This window comes from Pseudobacillus sp. FSL P4-0506 (genome assembly GCF_038003025.1).
Taxonomy (GTDB): domain Bacteria; phylum Bacillota; class Bacilli; order Bacillales; family Domibacillaceae; genus Pseudobacillus.
This window is the reverse complement of the sequence record NZ_JBBOOI010000001.1, coordinates 630,021-648,300: the sequence shown is the minus strand read 5'-3', so window position 1 is coordinate 648,300 and position 18,280 is coordinate 630,021. Positions and strand designations below refer to the sequence as shown.

At 42.9% G+C, this 18,280-nt stretch carries 20 protein-coding genes; 11 read left to right on the top strand and 9 right to left on the bottom strand.

All coding sequences use genetic code 11. The features are described 5' to 3' along the window. The first annotated feature begins 75 nt into the window (after nt 1-75). The 5 genes from adh to MKZ02_RS03255 all read left to right on the top strand — a co-directional run bounded on the left by adh (nt 76) and on the right by MKZ02_RS03255 (nt 5,827). Nucleotides 76-1,593 (top strand): aldehyde dehydrogenase, encoded by a 1,518-nt coding sequence (gene adh, locus MKZ02_RS03275; RefSeq protein ID WP_340851843.1) that lies wholly within the window; start codon nt 76-78, stop codon nt 1,591-1,593. 49 nt (nt 1,594-1,642) lie between these two features. Continuing rightward, nucleotides 1,643-1,999: a DUF779 domain-containing protein gene (locus tag MKZ02_RS03270; RefSeq protein WP_120035562.1), complete on the top strand. Its 357-nt coding sequence runs from the start codon at nt 1,643-1,645 to the stop codon at nt 1,997-1,999. Between the two features lie 165 nt (nt 2,000-2,164). Further along, a complete protein-coding gene (locus MKZ02_RS03265) occupies nt 2,165-3,319 on the top strand; it encodes an alpha-hydroxy-acid oxidizing protein (protein WP_340851842.1) in 1,155 nt (384 codons plus the stop codon). Between the two features lie 201 nt (nt 3,320-3,520). Then, nucleotides 3,521-4,708 (top strand): MFS transporter, encoded by a 1,188-nt coding sequence (locus MKZ02_RS03260; protein WP_340851840.1) that lies wholly within the window; start codon nt 3,521-3,523, stop codon nt 4,706-4,708. A 102-nt stretch (nt 4,709-4,810) separates the two neighbouring features. Continuing rightward, complete coding sequence (locus MKZ02_RS03255; RefSeq protein ID WP_406909545.1) at nt 4,811-5,827, top strand: LLM class flavin-dependent oxidoreductase; 1,017 nt, start codon at nt 4,811-4,813, stop codon at nt 5,825-5,827. 122 nt (nt 5,828-5,949) lie between these two features. Here the strand turns inward: MKZ02_RS03255 and MKZ02_RS03250 are convergent, their stop codons facing one another. From MKZ02_RS03250 to MKZ02_RS03230, 5 genes are all read right to left on the bottom strand, one after another. After that, nucleotides 5,950-6,180 carry a group-specific protein gene (locus MKZ02_RS03250; protein WP_120035570.1) on the bottom strand — a complete coding sequence of 77 codons (231 nt, stop codon included), beginning with the start codon at nt 6,178-6,180 and terminating at the stop codon, nt 5,950-5,952. Nucleotides 6,181-6,261: 81 nt separating this feature from the next. Then, nucleotides 6,262-7,110: a TIGR03943 family putative permease subunit gene (locus tag MKZ02_RS03245; protein WP_340851837.1), complete on the bottom strand. Its 849-nt coding sequence runs from the start codon at nt 7,108-7,110 to the stop codon at nt 6,262-6,264. 13 nt (nt 7,111-7,123) lie between these two features. Beyond that, nucleotides 7,124-8,005 (bottom strand): permease, encoded by an 882-nt coding sequence (locus tag MKZ02_RS03240; protein WP_340851835.1) that lies wholly within the window; start codon nt 8,003-8,005, stop codon nt 7,124-7,126. A gap of 153 nt (nt 8,006-8,158) precedes the next feature. Next, entirely contained in the window at nt 8,159-8,620 is a 462-nt protein-coding gene (gene psiE, locus MKZ02_RS03235) for a phosphate-starvation-inducible protein PsiE (RefSeq protein ID WP_340851833.1), read from the bottom strand. A 284-nt stretch (nt 8,621-8,904) separates the two neighbouring features. Continuing rightward, complete coding sequence (locus MKZ02_RS03230) at nt 8,905-9,624, bottom strand: YebC/PmpR family DNA-binding transcriptional regulator (protein WP_120035579.1); 720 nt, start codon at nt 9,622-9,624, stop codon at nt 8,905-8,907. A 309-nt stretch (nt 9,625-9,933) separates the two neighbouring features. Between MKZ02_RS03230 and MKZ02_RS03225 the strand changes: the two genes are divergently transcribed. Then, a complete protein-coding gene (locus MKZ02_RS03225) occupies nt 9,934-10,644 on the top strand; it encodes an HAD family hydrolase (RefSeq protein ID WP_340851832.1) in 711 nt (236 codons plus the stop codon). An 82-nt stretch (nt 10,645-10,726) separates the two neighbouring features. On the opposite strand, the gene ypfJ is transcribed toward MKZ02_RS03225, so the two are convergent. Both ypfJ and MKZ02_RS03215 read right to left on the bottom strand, forming a co-directional pair. Beyond that, complete coding sequence (gene ypfJ / locus MKZ02_RS03220) at nt 10,727-11,569, bottom strand: KPN_02809 family neutral zinc metallopeptidase (protein WP_340851830.1); 843 nt, start codon at nt 11,567-11,569, stop codon at nt 10,727-10,729. Between the two features lie 87 nt (nt 11,570-11,656). Beyond that, a complete protein-coding gene (locus tag MKZ02_RS03215) occupies nt 11,657-12,775 on the bottom strand; it encodes an NAD(P)/FAD-dependent oxidoreductase (protein WP_120035586.1) in 1,119 nt (372 codons plus the stop codon). 179 nt (nt 12,776-12,954) lie between these two features. On the opposite strand from MKZ02_RS03215, the gene MKZ02_RS03210 reads away from it, so the two are divergent. Beyond that, complete coding sequence (locus tag MKZ02_RS03210) at nt 12,955-13,134, top strand: small acid-soluble spore protein H (RefSeq protein WP_120035588.1); 180 nt, start codon at nt 12,955-12,957, stop codon at nt 13,132-13,134. A gap of 55 nt (nt 13,135-13,189) precedes the next feature. Here MKZ02_RS03210 and cidR read toward each other — a convergent pair whose 3' ends face one another. After that, the gene (gene cidR / locus MKZ02_RS03205) at nt 13,190-14,083 is read right to left on the bottom strand and encodes a cidABC operon transcriptional activator CidR (protein WP_340851827.1); all 894 of its coding nucleotides are present in this window, start codon (nt 14,081-14,083) and stop codon (nt 13,190-13,192) included. Between the two features lie 109 nt (nt 14,084-14,192). Here cidR and MKZ02_RS03200 point away from each other — a divergent pair, with 109 nt between their 5' ends. Both MKZ02_RS03200 and MKZ02_RS03195 read left to right on the top strand, forming a co-directional pair. Beyond that, complete coding sequence (locus tag MKZ02_RS03200; protein ID WP_120035592.1) at nt 14,193-14,567, top strand: CidA/LrgA family protein; 375 nt, start codon at nt 14,193-14,195, stop codon at nt 14,565-14,567. After that, nucleotides 14,564-15,238, top strand: coding sequence for a CidB/LrgB family autolysis modulator (locus MKZ02_RS03195; RefSeq protein ID WP_340851823.1), 675 nt, complete (start codon nt 14,564-14,566; stop codon nt 15,236-15,238). The genes MKZ02_RS03200 and MKZ02_RS03195 overlap by 4 nt, the downstream gene beginning before the upstream one ends. Nucleotides 15,239-15,281: 43 nt before the next feature. On the opposite strand, the gene MKZ02_RS03190 is transcribed toward MKZ02_RS03195, so the two are convergent. Continuing rightward, complete coding sequence (locus MKZ02_RS03190) at nt 15,282-16,331, bottom strand: NAD(P)/FAD-dependent oxidoreductase (RefSeq protein WP_340851821.1); 1,050 nt, start codon at nt 16,329-16,331, stop codon at nt 15,282-15,284. 173 nt (nt 16,332-16,504) lie between these two features. On the opposite strand from MKZ02_RS03190, the gene MKZ02_RS03185 reads away from it, so the two are divergent. Continuing rightward, nucleotides 16,505-17,296 (top strand): ABC transporter ATP-binding protein, encoded by a 792-nt coding sequence (locus tag MKZ02_RS03185; RefSeq protein WP_120035598.1) that lies wholly within the window; start codon nt 16,505-16,507, stop codon nt 17,294-17,296. A gap of 2 nt (nt 17,297-17,298) precedes the next feature. After that, on the top strand, nt 17,299-18,222 hold the full coding sequence (locus tag MKZ02_RS03180; protein ID WP_340851818.1) for an iron-hydroxamate ABC transporter substrate-binding protein: 924 nt from the start codon (nt 17,299-17,301) through the stop codon (nt 18,220-18,222). The last annotated feature ends 58 nt before the right edge of the window (nt 18,223-18,280 follow it).

The window sequence follows — 18,280 nt, the reverse complement described above, 5'->3', positions numbered from 1 at the left end:
TTAAATATGGATGATGAGAATGTAAGTGATTTTTTCAAACAATATGAATTTTCAATTTTTAAAGGGGGAGTCGCAATGATTTATGCAAATCCAGGCCAGGAAGGGTCAAAAGTAACCTTTAAGAAACGATATGAAAATTTTATTAATGGAGAATGGCAGGCGCCTGTAGGCGGCCAGTACTTTGAAAATATTTCACCGGTGACGGGGGAAGTATTTTGCGAGGTAGCTCGCTCGCAGGCAGAAGATATTGAACTTGCCTTAGATGCAGCTCATGCGGCTAAAGATGCTTGGGGGCGGACATCCGTGGCCGAACGAGCGAATATTTTAAATAAAATTGCCGACCGCCTGGAAGAAAACCTTGAAAAGCTGGCGGTAGCCGAAACATGGGACAATGGAAAGGCCGTAAGGGAAACGTTGAATGCCGATTTACCGCTGGCGATTGACCATTTCCGCTATTTTGCCGGTGCGATCCGTGCACAGGAAGGATCGCTTAGCCAGATTGATGATGACACGGTTGCGTATCATTTCCATGAGCCGCTCGGTGTCGTCGGCCAAATTATCCCTTGGAACTTCCCGCTTCTTATGGGCGTGTGGAAGCTCGCTCCCGCCCTTGCGGCCGGCAACTGTGTCGTGCTAAAACCGGCAGAACAGACGCCAGCTTCTATTTTAGTCTTTATGGAACTGATCCAGGACCTGCTTCCTCCAGGAGTCGTAAACATTGTGAATGGCTTTGGGCTCGAAGCCGGCAAGCCGCTCGCCTCTAATAAACGCATTGCCAAAATTGCTTTTACAGGCGAGACGACAACGGGCCGCCTGATTATGCAGTATGCTTCGCAAAATTTGATTCCTGTCACCCTGGAACTTGGAGGCAAGTCACCGAACATTTTCTTTGACGACGTCATGGAAAAAGATGATGCTTTCCTAAATAAAGCGATCGAAGGCTTTGTGCTTTTTGCCTTAAACCAAGGGGAAGTTTGTACATGCCCTTCCCGTGCATTGATTCATGAAAGTATTTACGATCAATTTATGGAGCGCGCGATTGAACGTGTCAAGCAAATCAAGACGGGCAATCCGCTTGATACCGATACGATGATGGGGGCCCAGGCTTCCAGTGAGCAAATGGAGAAAATCCTTTCTTATATTGATATCGGCAACCAGGAAGGAGCAGAATGCCTGGTGGGCGGCGGCAAAAATACGGTCGCAGGCTTTGAAAATGGGTATTATGTAAAACCAACCGTCTTTAAAGGAGCGAACAACATGAGAATTTTCCAGGAAGAAATTTTTGGACCGGTCGTTTCTGTGACCACCTTTAAAGATGAAAAAGAAGCACTGGAGATCGCCAATGATACGCTGTATGGGCTGGGCGCCGGTGTCTGGTCTCGCCATGTGAACCGGGCCTATCGCTTCGGCCGCAGCATTCAGGCAGGGCGTGTCTGGACAAACTGTTATCATCAGTATCCGGCCCATGCGGCATTCGGCGGCTACAAAATGTCGGGCGTTGGCCGTGAGAACCATTTGATGATGTTGTCTCATTACCAGCAAACGAAAAACCTGCTCGTCAGCTACAGCGAGGATGCCCTTGGATTCTTCTAATACTTACAAGCACAGCATCTTCTGCACTAGCGGAAAGGAGCGTATTTAAATGGTTGAACGTGTAACAGCCACCCCTGCTGCCCTTGAATTAATTGACAAGCTGAAGCAAAAATACGGTCCCCTTATGTTTCACCAATCGGGAGGCTGCTGTGATGGCAGCTCCCCAATGTGTTATCCGGAGGGTGAATTCTTAACAGGCGATAGTGACGTACTGCTTGGTAAAATTGGCGGCTCCTCTTTTTATATTAGTGAAGCCCAATATGAATACTGGAAACATACACAGCTGATCATTGATGTCGTTGACGGACGTGGTGGGATGTTTTCCCTCGAAGGTCCTGAAGGCAAGCGATTTTTAACGAGGTCGCGTGTCTTCACACCGGAAGAGCGTCAGGAATTAAATATTTAAACACAAGAGACCGGCCTTCAGCCGGTCTTTCTATTTCAGATGGCAATATATCCATCTGAAACGTATGTACAAGTGGAAAAATAAACCTTACAATAATAAAAGAAAGAAAATTCGAAATTTATCTTAGGAAATGACACAAAATAATAGAAGAGTGAGGTCCTGCAAATGAGTCAACCAGAACAGCTAATACCAGCTGAAGAAGTCAGTAAAGAAATCGAATTTCCGCTTTCATTTGATGAGTGGGAGCAAAAAGCGGCGAGTCTCATGCAGGCTGGTGGATACGGCTATGCCAGCTCGGGTGCTGGAAAAGGAGAAACAGCTAAAAGGAACGAAGAAGCCTTTGGCAAATGGGCAATTGTTCCGAGAATGTTAAGCGATGTGTCTAATGCCGACATGAGCGTGTCATTATTTGGCCGCACATATAAGCGGCCGTTTCTGCTGGCACCGATCGGCATGCAAAAGCTTGCTCATCCCGAGGGAGAATTGGCCTCTGTTAGAGCCGCCGCCGCTTTAGGAATTCCTTTCGTATTAAGTACAGTAGCAAGCCATTCTATTGAACAAGTAGCAGCGGCCGCCCCAACGGGCTCTAAATGGTTTCAGCTTTATTGGTCTAACAACGAAGATGTTTCTTTCAGCATGGCGGAAAGAGCGGAGAATGCAGGTTATGAAGCCATTGTCGTGACAGTGGATACAATTCGAACAGGCTTCCGTGAAACCGATATTCGCAATCAATTTTCCCCGCTCGCTAAAGGCTTTGGGAAAGCGAATTACGAAAGTGATCCTGCCTTTATGAATGCCTTAAAGAGCCATGATGAGGAAGCAATCGTTACGTCTATGCTGGAAAACATGCAAACGTTATCTCTTCATTGGAACCATATCGCCAAGCTGAAAGAAAGAACCAACTTGCCTGTTTTGTTAAAAGGTATTTTACACCCTGAAGATGCAAAAAGGGCATTAGAATATGGGGTAGACGGCCTAGTCGTTTCCAATCATGGAGGACGACAGCTCGACGGAACGATCGCTTCTATTGATGCTCTCCCTGCTATTGCGGAGGCTGTCCAAAAAAGGGTGCCTGTTTTATTTGATAGCGGCATCCGGCGGGGCACTGACGTGATTAAAGCTCTTGCACTAGGTGCGGATGCGGTTTTAATTGGACGACCATTCCTTTATGGCCTGGCGGCTCATGGACAACAGGGAATAGAAAAGGTTATTGAGAACTTCACCCGTGAAACGGAAATCTCCCTTTCACTCTGTGGTATAGCTAATTTATCTCAGCTTGGCATGCTTAAAATGGTAAGAGATTCGTTCGGCCAATTCTAAAGCAGCGTTGAAGGATTTGATAAAGCGACGACAAGAACTGATTTAATGCCTGCTTGATAGGTTATTAAATCAGTTCTTTTTATTCAGAAGCAGCCGAATGTAGCTTCTTTATGTCAAGCATTTGCGTTCACTGCTGGCTTTCAGTACTCTTTTATATAAGTTATATAATTTTTACTTGTCACAACTGAAAGGAAGGATGATATGACCGGGCAAGCATACATACGGACAAAAGCGGATAAAATCTGGACAAAAGACTTTATTCTTATTTGTTTGGCAAATTTCTTCATTTTTCTCGGATTTCAAATGACATTGCCGACCGTACCTCTTTTTGTTGAACATCTGGGGGGCAGCGAGCAGTCCATCGGTATTATTACAGGGATCTTCACTTTTTCTGCTCTTTTGCTCCGGCCTTATGTAGGCCATGCGTTAGAAAAGAGAGGACGTCAGCTCATTTATATGCTCGGGCTCGCTATTTTTGTCTTTTCAGTTGGTTCTTTCGGTTTTGCTGTCAGTATTGCCTTTCTGCTTGCCTTGCGCATTATTCAGGGAATCGGCTGGAGCTTTTCAACAACAGCCACCGGCACAATTGCGACTGACTTAATCCCTCCTAAACGACGCGGTGAGGGGATGGGCTATTTCGGGCTTTCCGGTAACCTTGCTATGGCGATCGGCCCCGCCTTGGGATTAACTCTGGCTAGCTCAATCTCCTTTGCAAAGTTGTTTATGATTTGTGCCGGTCTGGGTGTGGTTGCACTCATCCTGTCAACCAGGGTACGTTACAAGAAGGCAGAACCTTCTTTAAAGAAAGAGTCTCCTGGCAGATTTGACATTTTAGAAAAAACAGCAGTTAAACCATCCGTGCTACTGTTCTTTATCACAATTACGTTTGGTGGGATTTCTTCTTTTTTACCTTTGTACACAGCGCAAAAAGGCATTGGCGGAATTGAAATGTACTTTTTGATTTTCGCTCTCTTTCTCATGATTACCCGAACATTTGCTGGCAGAATTTATGATAGAAAAGGGCATATCGCTATTTTTCTCCCAGGATCTTTCATTATTTTTATCGCTATGCTTTTGCTTGCATGGCTTCCTAACTCTACAGCTCTTTTTATAGCAGCAGCGCTATATGGCACAGGTTTCGGCAGTGTCAATCCTGCTTTGCAAGCCTGGTCAGTTAATCAGGCGCCAAACAACCGAAAAGCGATGGCCAATGCGACGTTTTTCTCCTTTTTTGATCTTGGTGTAGGCGTTGGAGCAGTAGCCTTTGGTCAAATCGCCTTTTTGCTCAGTTACAAGGACATTTACTTAGCCTCAGCTGTCTCAGTGTTTTTATCTATGCTTCTATACACCATCATGTTATTAAAAGAACGGGGAAAGCAAATCAGGTAGATCATCAGGGCTATATCATCCAGCTTCTCAGGCAGTTCATTGGAAGATTGATCTCAAACACTGTATTATTTCTTATTGCAGAACCCATAAGGAGGGGAAATGATGACTGCAATAAAACCAAAACACTTCCAAGGCATTCCTTTATCTGTGCTCGATCTTGCTCCTATTAACGAAGGAAGCAATGCAGCACAGTCTTTTAAGAATAGTACCAACCTCGCTCAGCACGTGGAAAAATGGGGATTTCACCGTTATTGGCTGGCTGAGCATCACAATATGCCGGGCATTGCCAGTTCAGCGACGTCCGTAATCATCGGCCATATCGCCGGAGCGACCAAGCATATTCGCGTCGGATCGGGAGGCATTATGCTGCCGAACCACGCGACGCTTGTTATAGCCGAACAATTTGGAACACTCGAGTCCTTGTATCCCGGCCGGATCGATCTCGGCATTGGCCGTGCCCCTGGCAGCGACCAGGCGACCGCTTTTGCACTACGCCGCACACTTCATAGCCGCGTCGAGGATTTTCCGCTGCAGTTGGACGAACTCCAAGCTTACTTTGAAGGAAGTCCCTCTGCCCGTGTACGTTCGTTTCCTGGCGAGGGCTTGGACATTCCAATCTGGCTGCTTGGCTCAAGCGATTTCAGCGCCCGCCTTGCTGCTCAGAAAGGTTTGCCTTTTGCTTTTGCCAGTCACTTTGCGGCAGAATATACACTTCCAGCTTTAAAAATTTATCGCGACAACTTCACCCCTTCCAGTGTGCTTCAGGAGCCGTACGCTATGGTTGGAGTAAATATTATTGCCGCTGATACGGAAAAAAGAGCTCAGTGGTTAGCCACTTCTCAACAGCAGCAATTTCTAAGCTTAAGAAGGGGCGAACCCACACAGTTGAAGCCGCCTATTGATGATATTGATCAAGTTTGGAGTCCATTTGAACGAGCCGCCATTGAGAAAACGCTGGATTCACGGGCTACTATTGTTGGTACACCTGAAATTGTTCAGCAAAAACTTTCCAGCTTCCTGGAAGAAACAAAAGCGAATGAAATTATCGTTAATTCACAAATTTTTCACCACCAAGACCGGCTGCGTTCGTATGAGATTGTAGCCGACATGATGGAATAGCTTTTCATACAAAACGCCCGGCAATCATCAATAAATGGATTGCCGGGCGTTGCTGTTTCTGCTTATTGTACGTTTATTTGCTGACCGGGCAGGCTATTTTTTATACCATGCCTTTAAATCTTTTATCCCTTAACGAGCTGCCTTAGCTTTTCATTTCTTGTTTCTTGCTCTTCCTGGGAGGATAGATCATATTTTTTAAGTAAGTGGAAAAGTTCATTTAGCGTATGCTGTGCGTGCTGGTCTTTTAAAAACTTGTACAAATTTTCATATAAAGATGTCGAAAGAAATTCTTTTTGGCTTTCCAGCTTTTGAATCACATCTTGTTGTGAATGATCAATATTACACTGTCCCATGCAAACCACCCTTTCCAATTTCTTCATTAGTCCTTCAACTACAATCTAGCATAAAAGCCCTTATCATTCAGCTTCAAGATATTAATACCCTCTATAGACATAAGGATCTTTTGGCTTATCGATCGGATGCCATTCTTTTACAAGCAATACTGGGATCGTTGACTTGAACGGCTGATAATAAATGGATGACAAGGTGCCTTTCACATGAATCCAGTCATCATCTTGAAGATTTGTTTCTTCCGGGAATTCAACTAGCATCCCAAAAGCCCCTGAATCTGCAACACAATGAATGATACCAAAACGAAGCACAAACAGCTGTCGCTTATCCGTACTCTCTCCATGAAAAGCAAAACCATCAAACTCAATGCTCTTTCCAAGAAAGTCCCCTGGAAAATCATAAATAGTTTCCATTCCTTTTAAAAACTGAGCATCATCTAAAACGATCTCCTGCTTAGAGGCATATTTAGCTAACTCCTTTTCCATCAGCTCATCATACCCCTCTTTGCCGTAATAGACACTCGTATCAGGCTTTAAATATTGAGTTTGGGCATAATGGTCGGCAGCCTCTATTTGTTCCATCGGCTTGAATGAAAACCCCTTTGATTTAACGATTGTTGAATCCAGTGTAGCAACCGGGAAAAACAAACCTGCTACTAAAGGAAACACAAAAACAAGATAGAAAAGCCACCGCTGGTAAAAAGGCTTATCCTTTTCGTGTTCGTGATCATGGTCGCAGCATGTCTCATCGGCTGACTCCCCTGATCCCTTAAAATAGTCATAGGCCTGAACAACGGTAAGAAGCGCAAAAATAAAAATCGCGCTGTATGATAAATATGCATATTTCATATTGATATATTTAGTGATATTTCCGGAAGCATGGAGATGAAAAAAGAAAAAGGTAAACAGCAATAAAATATAGATTCGAAACATCCCATTCCCTCCTTTAAATCAACAATGAACCAATAAATACAAAAATCATAATATATGCAACTAAATACAATACAAATCGTTTATTAAATGTACCTAACATCATAAGAAGATTTTTAATATCGACCATCGCTCCGAAAACGAGAAAAGCAACTAGGGAGCCGGTGGAAAAAGTACTTCTAAAAGAAGAGGCGATAAAAGCGTCAGCCTCTGAACAAAGAGACAAAACAAAAGCCAAGCCCATCATAACAAGATGAGAAGCTGCTTCCGTTTGTCCAATCTCTAATAGAGTGGAAGTTTTAACGTACGTTTGCATAGCTGCTGCAATAAATGCTCCGATAATCAAATATTTACCGACCGAGAAAAATTCCTCTGCGGCATGACGCAGCATACCAACAAACTTATGGATGAATGTCTGCTTTCCCTGAGTATGACAGTGGTCATGTGCTGAACCTTTCTCCAAAAGTTGGTTTTCGTTAAACTGCCACGAAATAATAGCCCCCACTAAAATAGCTACGATAAATGACAAGCCACCCCGGTATAGAGGCATATCCCACTGATTGCCAAACGCAACATAGGTTGAAAACAGAACAATTGGATTAATTACAGGTCCCGTTAACATAAACGCAATGCCGGCATGCAAAGGAACGCCTTTTAAAAGAAGCCGGCGGACAATCGGTACGATGCCGCATTCACAGGCTGGGAATAAAGATCCAATGACCGCTGCAGACAGGACAGCCAAAAAACGGTTTTTCGGTATAACTTTCGCTATCATTTCCTCTGTGATAAACATTTGAATAAATCCAGAAATGAAAACGCCAATTAATACAAATGGAATCGCTTCTATTAATATACTAATAAAAATTGTGTTTAACTGTAGAAATGATTGCGAGAACATGAGAAAAATCCTCTCTACTTATAGAGCTGTGCATATCAAGACCTCATTATAACACACTACTTTTTAATCTCTTATTATTTGCATCTTGCCTTTATAAACGAACAGGACCATTCAAAAGCCCAGAAAACAAAGGCTTAAGAACAGTCCTAAAAACTACTCTTCATTTGAATTTTCCCTTCTAAAGAACCACCGTACTTCCGGCCTTTCGTGCGGGGTAAGATTCATTATAAAATAACCAATAATCAAAATTAAAACAACAAGTGAATAAAGCAATGTGTTGATAGGATGGTCATGGTCAACAATAATAAGCCGAATCATAGCCGTGATGCCGATATATAGAAAATACCTAAGCGGAAAGTGATAATCTTCCTTAAAATATTTAACGATCATTGTGATAAATTCGAAATATAGAAAAAAGATAAGAATATTCGCGAGGAAAAGCTTGTAATCATTCGCCCCTCTTTCTATTAAAATTTGGCTGAAAACAATCAGCTCTTTCACTAATAAAAAAGATAAAATGATAGCAAGAAAAATCAGAGAGACATTTAATATGGTTTGAAGAACCTTAGGAATAATTTTCAAAACAATTGTGAAATCCTTTTTCGTTTTAGACATCGAATACTTCCTCCACCCTATTCTAAAATGACCATACTTAACATTTCACATAAGAATTTCTACGTCGTTCATTTATGTATAGAACTTGGGTGAATGATCCACGGCATGATCCTATCCTCCTTGACCTTAAAAATGATAATAAGTATATATCATATTCTAACTATTTTTAAAATTCAAGATAGGGAAAGCACGCACTATTTACAATTTTTTAAACGTTACACGATTTAATTTTACAAACAACAAAAAAGCAGACCTTTGCTGAGGCAAAGGTCTGCTTAGTATTCTTACTCTCCTAAATCTACATTATGATACACTTGCTGAACGTCTTCCAAGTCCTCCAGGGCATCGATCATCTTTTCAAATTGATCCTGTGCATCTTCTGGCAGAACAATTTCATTTTGTGCCAGCATTGTCAGCTCAGCCACCGTAAATTCTGTAATGCCGGCTCCCTTTAATGCCTCCTGCACCGCATGGAACTGGTCTGGCTCAGCGTAAACGATGACTGCGTCATCTTCTTCTATGATGTCTCTAGCATCAACGTCTGCTTCCATTAAAATCTCCAATACTTCATCGGCTGTTTTTCCTTCAATTCCAATAACAGCTGTCGCATCAAACATATAAGCAACCGATCCGCTTACACCCATATTGCCGCCGTTTTTGCCGAAGGCAGCCCGCACCTCTGACGCTGTACGATTTACGTTATTTGTCAAAGCATCAACGATAACCATCGATCCATTTGGACCGAAACCTTCATAACGAAGTTCGTCATAGTTCTCATCTGATCCGCCTTTTGCTTTTTCAATCGCGCGGTCAATAATATGTTTTGGCACACTGTATGTTTTAGCACGTTCCAGTACAAACTTTAGCGCCTGATTCGATTCTGGATCAGGTTCACCTTGTTTGGCCGCTACATAAATTTCACGCCCAAATTTAGCATATATGCGACTTGTGTTAGCATCTTTTGCTGCTTTCTTCTCTTTAATATTGTTCCATTTACGTCCCATCGTAAACACTCTCTTTCCACTTTGAATCTAAATTAAATGATGAATGCAAAACAAACTGGCTTTTCAACGCTATTTCAAAGGAGCTTGTGACGATTATATATAACGAATCAAGTACGTTGCTTAATCATGCGCAGATTATATTATACCGCAATTAAAGCTGCTTTGAAACAAAGAAGAAGAGACCATCTCTCCACTTTTGTAAAACAATATTTTCCAGTTGAATGACAATGTCTTCGCACCATGTTAAAATATTTGATGTGGGAACGTTCCCACATCAAGTTATATAAAAAATTCAGAGGAGTTCTGCCTATGTATAAGCTGCTTGCTTTTGATTTAGATCATACGCTTTCCGATCCTGATAGGCCGATTCATCCAGATATACTTCAATTTTTACGAAAGGCTGAGGATCAAGGAATAAAGATCGCTATTATATCAGGCCGCCCTGCGATGTACTTAGGAGGCTTAGGAAGGCAGCTAGGGTTAAAAGAGCCTATCATAGCTGGAGAAAACGGCGCGCATATTTACTATCAAATCGGCTTTCCTCCTAAAAAAGTATTTACTCATGAAGTCCATCCATCAGGAAAGCAAAAGCTGGATCATCTGCGCTCACTTGTTCAAAAGAATTTTGGCCATACCGCCTGGATACAACCGAATTTCACTAACTTTGCTGTTTTTCCAATGAAGCAGGAAGTGCGTGACGAGCTTTTAGACTTCGTTACCCATTATTATCATCATGTGATTGATGATCAAGAATACACGTTTTATGTCCATCCTGATGACAGCTTTGAAATCGTCCCTCCTGGGATTGACAAAGGGGTTGCTCTAAATATTATTATGGATTGGGAAGGTATCACGAAAGAGCAAGTGATAGCAGCCGGAAACAGCGCTAACGACTTGCCAATGCTAAGGGAGGCCGGTATAGCCATTGGCATTGGCCTACACGAAGCAGACTACACGGTCAGTCACATTAAAGAAGCTATCGGTTTTATTAAAGAGCGCCTGAACATACAATTGGATTAGTTAGAACAAGCCTTGTGCAAAAAGAAGCGTTTCTTCCCATTGCGCAAGGCTTTTCACAAACAACTTTTTCAGTTACATGCTTTTATAAGTCGCGGGCGTTAAATGTATCTCCACCCTCTAAGCTTCCCGACTGAAACCCTTTGTAAAACCAGCGCTTTCTCTGCTCGGATGTTCCATGAGTGAAGCTTTCAGGAACAACATATCCTCTCGCCTGTTTCTGAAGGGTATCATCGCCGACAGCACTTGCAGCATTTAGTGCTTCATCAAGGTCGCCTTCCTCTAGCAGTCCCATTCCTTGAGCATGGCGGGCCCATACACCAGCCAAGTAGTCTGCCTGCAGCTCAAAGCGGACCAGGTACTTGTTAAACTCCTCCTCGCTGAGACGCTGCCGGAGCGGCATAATCTTGTCGCTTGTTCCGAGAAGCGTTTGGACGTGATGTCCTACCTCATGAGCAACCACATAAGCCATCGCAAAATCTCCGGGTGCATCGAACCTTTGCTGTAACTCATCATAAAAGCTTAAGTCAATATAAAGCTTTTGGTCACCTGGACAATAAAATGGTCCCACTGATGCACTCGATGTTCCACAGGTGGATTGCACACTATTTGTATACAAAACCAGCGTCGGCTCTTTATAGACCAACCCTTCCTGCCTAAAGATTTCTGACCATACATCCTCTGTATCCGCCAATACAACAGATACAAACTCTGAACGCTCTTTCTCCTGCTCCGTTTCTTCATAAGAGCCGCTGTTATTATTATCTGTCGTTTGCAGACTGTTCATCAAATCCGTCGGATCGCCGCCGAGAAAAGTAAAGACGAGGATAAGAATCAAACCGCCGATTCCTCCCCCGAGGAGCGTTCCTCCACTCATTCCTCTTCTATCTTCAACGTTGGAGCTTTCCCTTCTTCCTCTCCACTTCATCCTGCTTCCTCCCCTGGTTGCTTCGTCATTAGTGTTATACCCGGGATTGGCTAATTTAAAAAAGAAGATTTTGGATAAAAGAGCAGCCTAGGAATGAATGGCTCCTGCTACATCGTACAGCTGTAAATCAATATCAACGGCTTCACCAACAGCAAGTTTGGCAAGCTGTGCGCCAAGAAACGGTCCGGCTGTTAATCCAGAAGCACCTAGACCATTGGCAAGAAGAAGATTTTCAAAGCCTGGCACCTTCCCGATCACCGGCAGAAACCCCGGCGTGAAAGGGCGAAAGCCAACGCGTGCTTCCACAAATGTCCCATCAGCCAACCCTGGTGCGACAGATAAGGCTTTATCAAAAACTTCCTGTAAGCCGCCGGCTGTAATACGGCGGTCAAAATTTTCATGTTCCTCATGTGTAGCGCCAATGACAATCCGTCCTTCCTCAAACGCAAGAATATATTGGTCACTTGGCGGCATAACAACCGGCCAGCTCCCAGTCTCCGTGTTCTCCAGTTGAAGATGAACAATTTGGGCTTTTTGGGAGGTGATTTGAAAACTTAATCCAAGCGGCGCCAATAATTCACCTGCCCATGCTCCGGCTGCTACAATTACACTGTCTGCCTCGTGCTCCTTGCCTTTTACTCGTACGCCGGTGATTTCACTGCCTGTCTTCATCAGCTCCGCAGAGCCATGTATATGTACAGCGCCCTGCTTTTGTGCCGCTCGCAGAAGCGCCGCTCGCAAGGCACGACCGTTCACGCGCGCTGCCCCGCCCACATGCACAGAAGCAAAGTCTTTCGATAAGGACGGAAATAAGGCGGACGTTTCAGCAGAAGTAAGCAGACAGACCTCACCGATTTCTGGCGCATCCTCCCGCCTCTTCAGTGCTCTTTCTTTCATTTTTTCGAGTTTTCCGGCATCCGTTTGCAGGCTAATTGCTCCCACTTGCTGATATCCTGTTTCTGTTTCCCCGTCTTTTTCAAGCTGATCAATCAGCGAAGCATAGTACGCCGCTCCTCCTTTGGCAAGCGCATACCAGGCCTTATTTCGCCGCTGAGACAGCCATGGACAAATGATACCGGCTGCCGCATCCGTTGCTTGACCAGGATCTTGCCGGTCAATAACAGTGACTTTCGCTCCTGCTTTCACCAAGTGATACGCTGTTGATGCTCCTAAAATTCCTGCACCGACCACAATAAATTTTTTCATATAACCACCTTTTCAAATGGATTCCCTTATTTGAGAACAAACATTTTGTGCTTACATTTTAACATGCAGCTTCATGAACGCCCTATTCTAAAATAATAGCAGCCTGTGGCAAAACACAGAATATACGATCAGCTTCATGCCAATATTAGAAAAGAAGTAAATTATAAGGAGGCCAGCCCATGAACAAACAGCGTGCCAAAGAAATTGCTACTTCACCTGTTATGATGAATGTGACCTATCAGGGAGTGCCTGTTTACATCCAACACGTAGATGAACAGAATGAAACAGCCAGAATCTACCCTTTGGATGAACCGGAAAAAGAACAACACGTATCCTTAAATAATCTGGAAGAGCATTAAACCGGCCCCCTGCCAGCTTTTGTTTCTTACTTACTCCTTGGAGGAGCAGGAGCAGTCAATCGCTCCTGCCTCCAAATAAATCTTCAGTAAATCTCAGCCATTCACGCGCTGCAAACGAAAGGTACCGATTTTTACGCCAAATCATTACCAGATGCCAAGGAATTATCGGATCTACAAGCGGCAAAACCCGAATTCTCTCCTTATCTAGTTCCCGACAAATCGGTTCCGGGAGAAAGGCAATGCCAAGATTGGCAGCTACCATCTCACTAATAAAGTCCCATTGCGAGCTTTCATATATGACCTGCGGCTGAAACCCCTTTCGTACACATTCTGCAATCACCCGGTCGTGGAGGGCGAAATCTTTACGAAAAAAAATAAAAAACTCCTGCTGCAGCTCTGCCAAAGTTACTTTTTCTTTTTCCGCTAGTGGATGAGACGGGTGAACGAGCAGCATCACCTTTTCTCTTACGAGTGAAAAGGAATGAAACAATGCCTCATTTGCTGGCGACAGCACCACCCCAATATCGAGCAAACCGCTTTCCACATCCGCCTCTACCTTCTTTGCTCCGTCTTCTACAAGATGAATCACGACATCCGGATATTGTTCACGAAACTTCCCCAATACTTTAGGAAAAAAACTAGACCCAATCATTGGAGGCAGACCAATAGTGATACGGCCCTTTTTTAAATTCATTAAATCATCCAACTCTGTTGAGAGATGATGAAACGAATGAACAATATCCTGTGCCTGAGCAAAAATAACTTGCCCGGCATCTGTTAATTCGATCTGCTTGCCTGAACGGTTAAACAATATAACTCCCAACTCTTCTTCAATGCTCTTAATCATTTTGCTAATCGTTGGCTGTGTAATATATAAAGACTCAGCTGCCTTTGTAAAACTCTTATGCTCGGCAACCTTTAAAAAATATTGTAAATGCCGGATATCCATTTTCCTTCTCCTTTTTAGCTATAGATAAAAGGAATGCCATTTATTCTATATATGCATTTTACCTATGAAAGCAGATGAAGTACACTTTTCTTTGAAGGGAGGAAATGACATGAGGATTTTCCTTAAAAGCATTGTTCAAATCATCCTCTTATGCGCCTTTTCTCTAGGCATGGACCAGCTCGTTAACTGGCTTCATTTAAAAATTCCAGGAAGTATTTTAGGCATGTTCATTCTGTTTATTCTGCTGCAAACGAGGATCGTCCGGATTGAGTGGGTTGAACTAGGGGCGAATTGGCTTCTTGCCGAGTTGTTATTGTTCTTCATCCCCTCTGCTGTGGGAATCGTAAAATATAAAAATGTGTTAATGAATGATGGCCTTTATGTCACATTAGTGATCGTTCTAAGCACAGCCATCGTGATGGCTTGTACGGGGCTAACAGCTAAAAAAATTGCTGAAAGAAAGGAGCAGAGACACTCATCATGATCGCTCTCTATAGTCTCGTTTTTACTATATGTTTGTATTGGGGAGCTAAATGGTGTTACAAACGGAAGCCAAAAGTGTATTTGTCTCCCCTACTCACAGTGCCGGTACTCGTTGTCGGCTGTTTATTTTTGACACACACATCTTACGAATCATACGATATGGGAGCACAGTGGCTGAGCCGGTTGCTTGAACCAGCAACGATTGCGTTTGCCATTCCGCTTTATAAGTATTTCAATATATTAAAAAAACATGCAGCTGAAATTATCATCAGTGTGCTGTCAGGCTCAATTGCAGCTATCTTTTCATCTATGGCTATTGCTAAAGTACTGCACTTAAACACACAAATTGTTGATAGCCTTATTCCTCGTTCTGTCACTACTCCTATTGCCATGGGAGTCTCTGAAAGCATTGGCGGCATCCCAGCAATTACAGCTGTATTTGTTATTATGACAGGGTTGCTCGGCTCTATTATTGGCCCAATTATTATTCAGCTTTTTCGGATCGAAAATGAAATTGCCCGAGGTGTCCTGCTTGGTACAGGAGCACATGGCGCCGGCACGTCAAAGGCTTTTGAGTTTAGTTCAATTACAGGGACCATTTCCAGTTTATCTATGATTCTGGCTGCACTTATTACTCTTTTGATGGTCCCATGGATCCCAGTGTTTTTTTAAGCAACGATAAAGAGGAACTTCCCACTAAAGGGAGGTTTCCTTATTATTTAACCAATTGTTTCACTAATTCTCTGTTACGTGCTTTAAACCTCTCATTATGCGAGGATACCATCCCATATTCTGCAGCACCTGGCTGAATAAATTGTTTTGCTTTGTTGACTGCATTCGCTGCATCATGGAAAGCTCCGGCGATTAAATGCACCTTGCCGTCATGTTTTAGGATATCCCCGGCAGCATAAAGCCCCTCTACCGATGACTCGCTGGCGGCGGTGCCGGCAATAAAGTACTCATTTGCTCTTTCAATATTCAATTTACTGCTTTCAAGAAATGTCTTGTCCTGCTCATAGCCATGGCTAATGATCACTTCATCAATAGGCAAATATGCGATCTGGCCTGTTTGATGATTGGTAAGCTCAACCCGTTCAATCACTTCATGATTTTTGCAGGCAATCAGCTTTGTAATGGACGTATGGAAAAAACAAATCGCCGAACTATTCATCAGCTGTGTCACTTGTGCCTCGTGTCCATTTAACGCTGCTTTTCGATAAGTTACATACACCGTTTTAGCGATAGGCTCTAATTCATTCGCCCAGTCTATCGCCGAGTTTCCGCCTCCTGAAATAATGACCGTTTTATCCTTAAAGCGTTTCAAAGATTTAACCGTATAGTTTAAATTAGACACTTCAAACCTTTCTGCCCCTTCAATTTCAAGCTTTTGCGGATTTAATATTCCGCCGCCGACAGCGACAATCACGGTTTTGGAAAAATGCTTTCGCCCGGAAGCCGTATGTAACATAAAGATTCCTTCTTCATCCCGGGTAATTGACTCTACTTTCTCATTCAATACGACCTCCGGATTAAATGTTAACCCCTGCTCTACAAGCTGCTCAATTAATTTTGCCCCTGGTATAGGAGGCTGACCCCCCACATCCCAAATCATCTTTTCCGGGTAAACATGCAACTTTCCTCCTAATTGGGGCTGATACTCAATCAGCTTTGTTTTCATTTCTCTTAACCCGCTATAAAACGCTGAATAAAGACCTGCTGGTCCGCCACCAATAATCGTCACATCGAACAATTCTGCTCTTTCCATTCCCATTCACCCCTTGGCAACTAATTGTTATTGATTATCATTATCAATTAATATAACCTTTTTCTCTTGCTTTTACAACGAAAATAGCCATTGACAACTGAATAAGGGGCAATTATAGTAAGCATATAAACGATATTGATAATCATTATCAACAAATTTTAGGAAGTGAAGCTATGATTCGTCTCTATACAGATGACTTGCATGTAGGTTATGGCGAGCGCTTAATTGTCAAAGGGCTGAGCGTAGAAATTCCCGATAAAAAAATTACAACGATTATCGGCTCAAATGGCTGTGGTAAATCCACCTTATTAAAGGCCATCACCCGGATTATTTCTCATCAGTCGGGAACAGTCATTTTAGATGGAGAAAATATTGCAAAGGAAAATACAAAGGCACTCGCCAGAAAAATGGCGATTCTTCCACAAACACCCGAGAGTGCAAGCGGCCTGACAGTCGGTGAATTAGTCTCTTATGGACGCTTTCCTTACCAGAGAGGGTTTGGGCGCTTGACGAAAAAAGATTATGAAGTCATTGATTGGGCCCTTGAGGTTACCGGAACACAGGACTTTAAATTCCTGCCGGTGGATGCACTATCAGGAGGCCAGCGTCAGCGTGTCTGGATTGCCATGGCTCTTGCTCAGGAAACAGAAATTATTTTCCTTGATGAACCGACGACCTATTTAGATATGGCCCACCAGTTGGAAGTACTGGAGCTTTTGCAAAAGCTGAATAAAGAACAGGAACGCACAATTGTTATGGTCCTTCATGACCTAAATCAAGCTGCCCGTTTTGCTGATCATATTATTGCTTTAAAAAACGGTGAAATTGTAAAAGTTGGAGATTGCGAGGAAGTCATGAGACGTGAGGTGCTGAAACAAGTGTTTCATATTGATGCCGACATTGGACGGGATCCCCGAACAAACAAACCTATTTGTATTACTTATAACTTGGTAAAAGGAGAATAAACATGAAAAAAATACTCATCTCATTTGTCCTGCTAATTGCGCTTGTTCTTGGCGCCTGCAGCGGCGGAGCAACAGAGAAAAAGGAAAGCTCAGATTCAAATGAAAAAGGATCGAAAACGATCACGTATCAATCTGAAAATGGACCTGTCGAAGTTCCTGCCCATCCTAAACGTGTGGTCGTTCTTCAATCATTTGCGGGCAACGTCATGTCTCTAGGCGTTAACCTTGTAGGAGTCGATTCATGGTCAAAAATGAACCCACGCTTTGAGAAAGGGCTTAAAGATGTGGAAGAAGTGTCAGAGGAAAATCTTGAGAAAATTATTGAGTTGAATCCCGATTTAATCATTGGTTTATCTACTACTAAAAATATTGATAAGTTAAAAGAAATTGCTCCTACTGTCACTTATACATACGGAAAAGTAGATTACTTAACTCAACATGTAGAAATCGGTAAACTGCTCAACAAAGAGAAAGAAGCACAGGCTTGGGTTGACGACTTTAAAAAACGCGCTGAAGCTGCCGGAAAAGATATTAAAGCGAAAATTGGTGAAGATACAACCGTTTCTGTTATTGAAAACTTCGATAAACAGCTTTACGTATTCGGTGATAACTGGGGTCGCGGTACCGAAATCCTTTATCAGGAAATGAAACTGAAAATGCCAGAGAAAGTAAAAGAAATGGCTTTAAAAGACGGCTACTATGCATTATCTTTAGAGGTTTTACCTGAATTTGCTGGCGATTATATGGTTTTTAGCAAAAACCCAGATACCGATAATTCATTCCAGGAAACAGACACGTATAAAAACATCCCGGCTGTGAAAAACAATCACGTGCTTGAAGTGAATGCAAAAGAGTTCTACTTTAATGATCCAATTACTTTAGATTTACAATTAGACTACTTTGTTAAAAGCTTTCTTGGTAACTAATGATCATTAAGGGAGTTCTTATTCAAGAATTCCCTTTCCTTATTTCACAAAAGAAAAG

Coding starts and splice junctions, on each gene's coding strand:
- MKZ02_RS03245 (WP_340851837.1), bottom strand. CDS start 7,110: ATGTTTCGAATCTATATTTTATTGCTGTTTACCTTTTTCTTTTTTCAT.
- MKZ02_RS03270 (WP_120035562.1), top strand. CDS start 1,643: ATGGTTGAACGTGTAACAGCCACCCCTGCTGCCCTTGAATTAATTGAC.
- MKZ02_RS03185 (WP_120035598.1), top strand. CDS start 16,505: ATGATTCGTCTCTATACAGATGACTTGCATGTAGGTTATGGCGAGCGC.
- MKZ02_RS03230 (WP_120035579.1), bottom strand. CDS start 9,624: ATGGGACGTAAATGGAACAATATTAAAGAGAAGAAAGCAGCAAAAGAT.
- psiE (WP_340851833.1), bottom strand. CDS start 8,620: ATGTCTAAAACGAAAAAGGATTTCACAATTGTTTTGAAAATTATTCCT.
- MKZ02_RS03260 (WP_340851840.1), top strand. CDS start 3,521: ATGACCGGGCAAGCATACATACGGACAAAAGCGGATAAAATCTGGACA.
- MKZ02_RS03210 (WP_120035588.1), top strand. CDS start 12,955: ATGAACAAACAGCGTGCCAAAGAAATTGCTACTTCACCTGTTATGATG.
- MKZ02_RS03225 (WP_340851832.1), top strand. CDS start 9,934: ATGTATAAGCTGCTTGCTTTTGATTTAGATCATACGCTTTCCGATCCT.
- MKZ02_RS03265 (WP_340851842.1), top strand. CDS start 2,165: ATGAGTCAACCAGAACAGCTAATACCAGCTGAAGAAGTCAGTAAAGAA.
- MKZ02_RS03180 (WP_340851818.1), top strand. CDS start 17,299: ATGAAAAAAATACTCATCTCATTTGTCCTGCTAATTGCGCTTGTTCTT.
- adh (WP_340851843.1), top strand. CDS start 76: ATGATTTATGCAAATCCAGGCCAGGAAGGGTCAAAAGTAACCTTTAAG.
- MKZ02_RS03200 (WP_120035592.1), top strand. CDS start 14,193: ATGAGGATTTTCCTTAAAAGCATTGTTCAAATCATCCTCTTATGCGCC.
- MKZ02_RS03215 (WP_120035586.1), bottom strand. CDS start 12,775: ATGAAAAAATTTATTGTGGTCGGTGCAGGAATTTTAGGAGCATCAACA.
- cidR (WP_340851827.1), bottom strand. CDS start 14,083: ATGGATATCCGGCATTTACAATATTTTTTAAAGGTTGCCGAGCATAAG.
- MKZ02_RS03195 (WP_340851823.1), top strand. CDS start 14,564: ATGATCGCTCTCTATAGTCTCGTTTTTACTATATGTTTGTATTGGGGA.
- MKZ02_RS03250 (WP_120035570.1), bottom strand. CDS start 6,180: ATGGGACAGTGTAATATTGATCATTCACAACAAGATGTGATTCAAAAG.
- ypfJ (WP_340851830.1), bottom strand. CDS start 11,569: ATGAAGTGGAGAGGAAGAAGGGAAAGCTCCAACGTTGAAGATAGAAGA.
- MKZ02_RS03190 (WP_340851821.1), bottom strand. CDS start 16,331: ATGGAAAGAGCAGAATTGTTCGATGTGACGATTATTGGTGGCGGACCA.
- MKZ02_RS03240 (WP_340851835.1), bottom strand. CDS start 8,005: ATGTTCTCGCAATCATTTCTACAGTTAAACACAATTTTTATTAGTATA.
- MKZ02_RS03255 (WP_406909545.1), top strand. CDS start 4,811: ATGACTGCAATAAAACCAAAACACTTCCAAGGCATTCCTTTATCTGTG.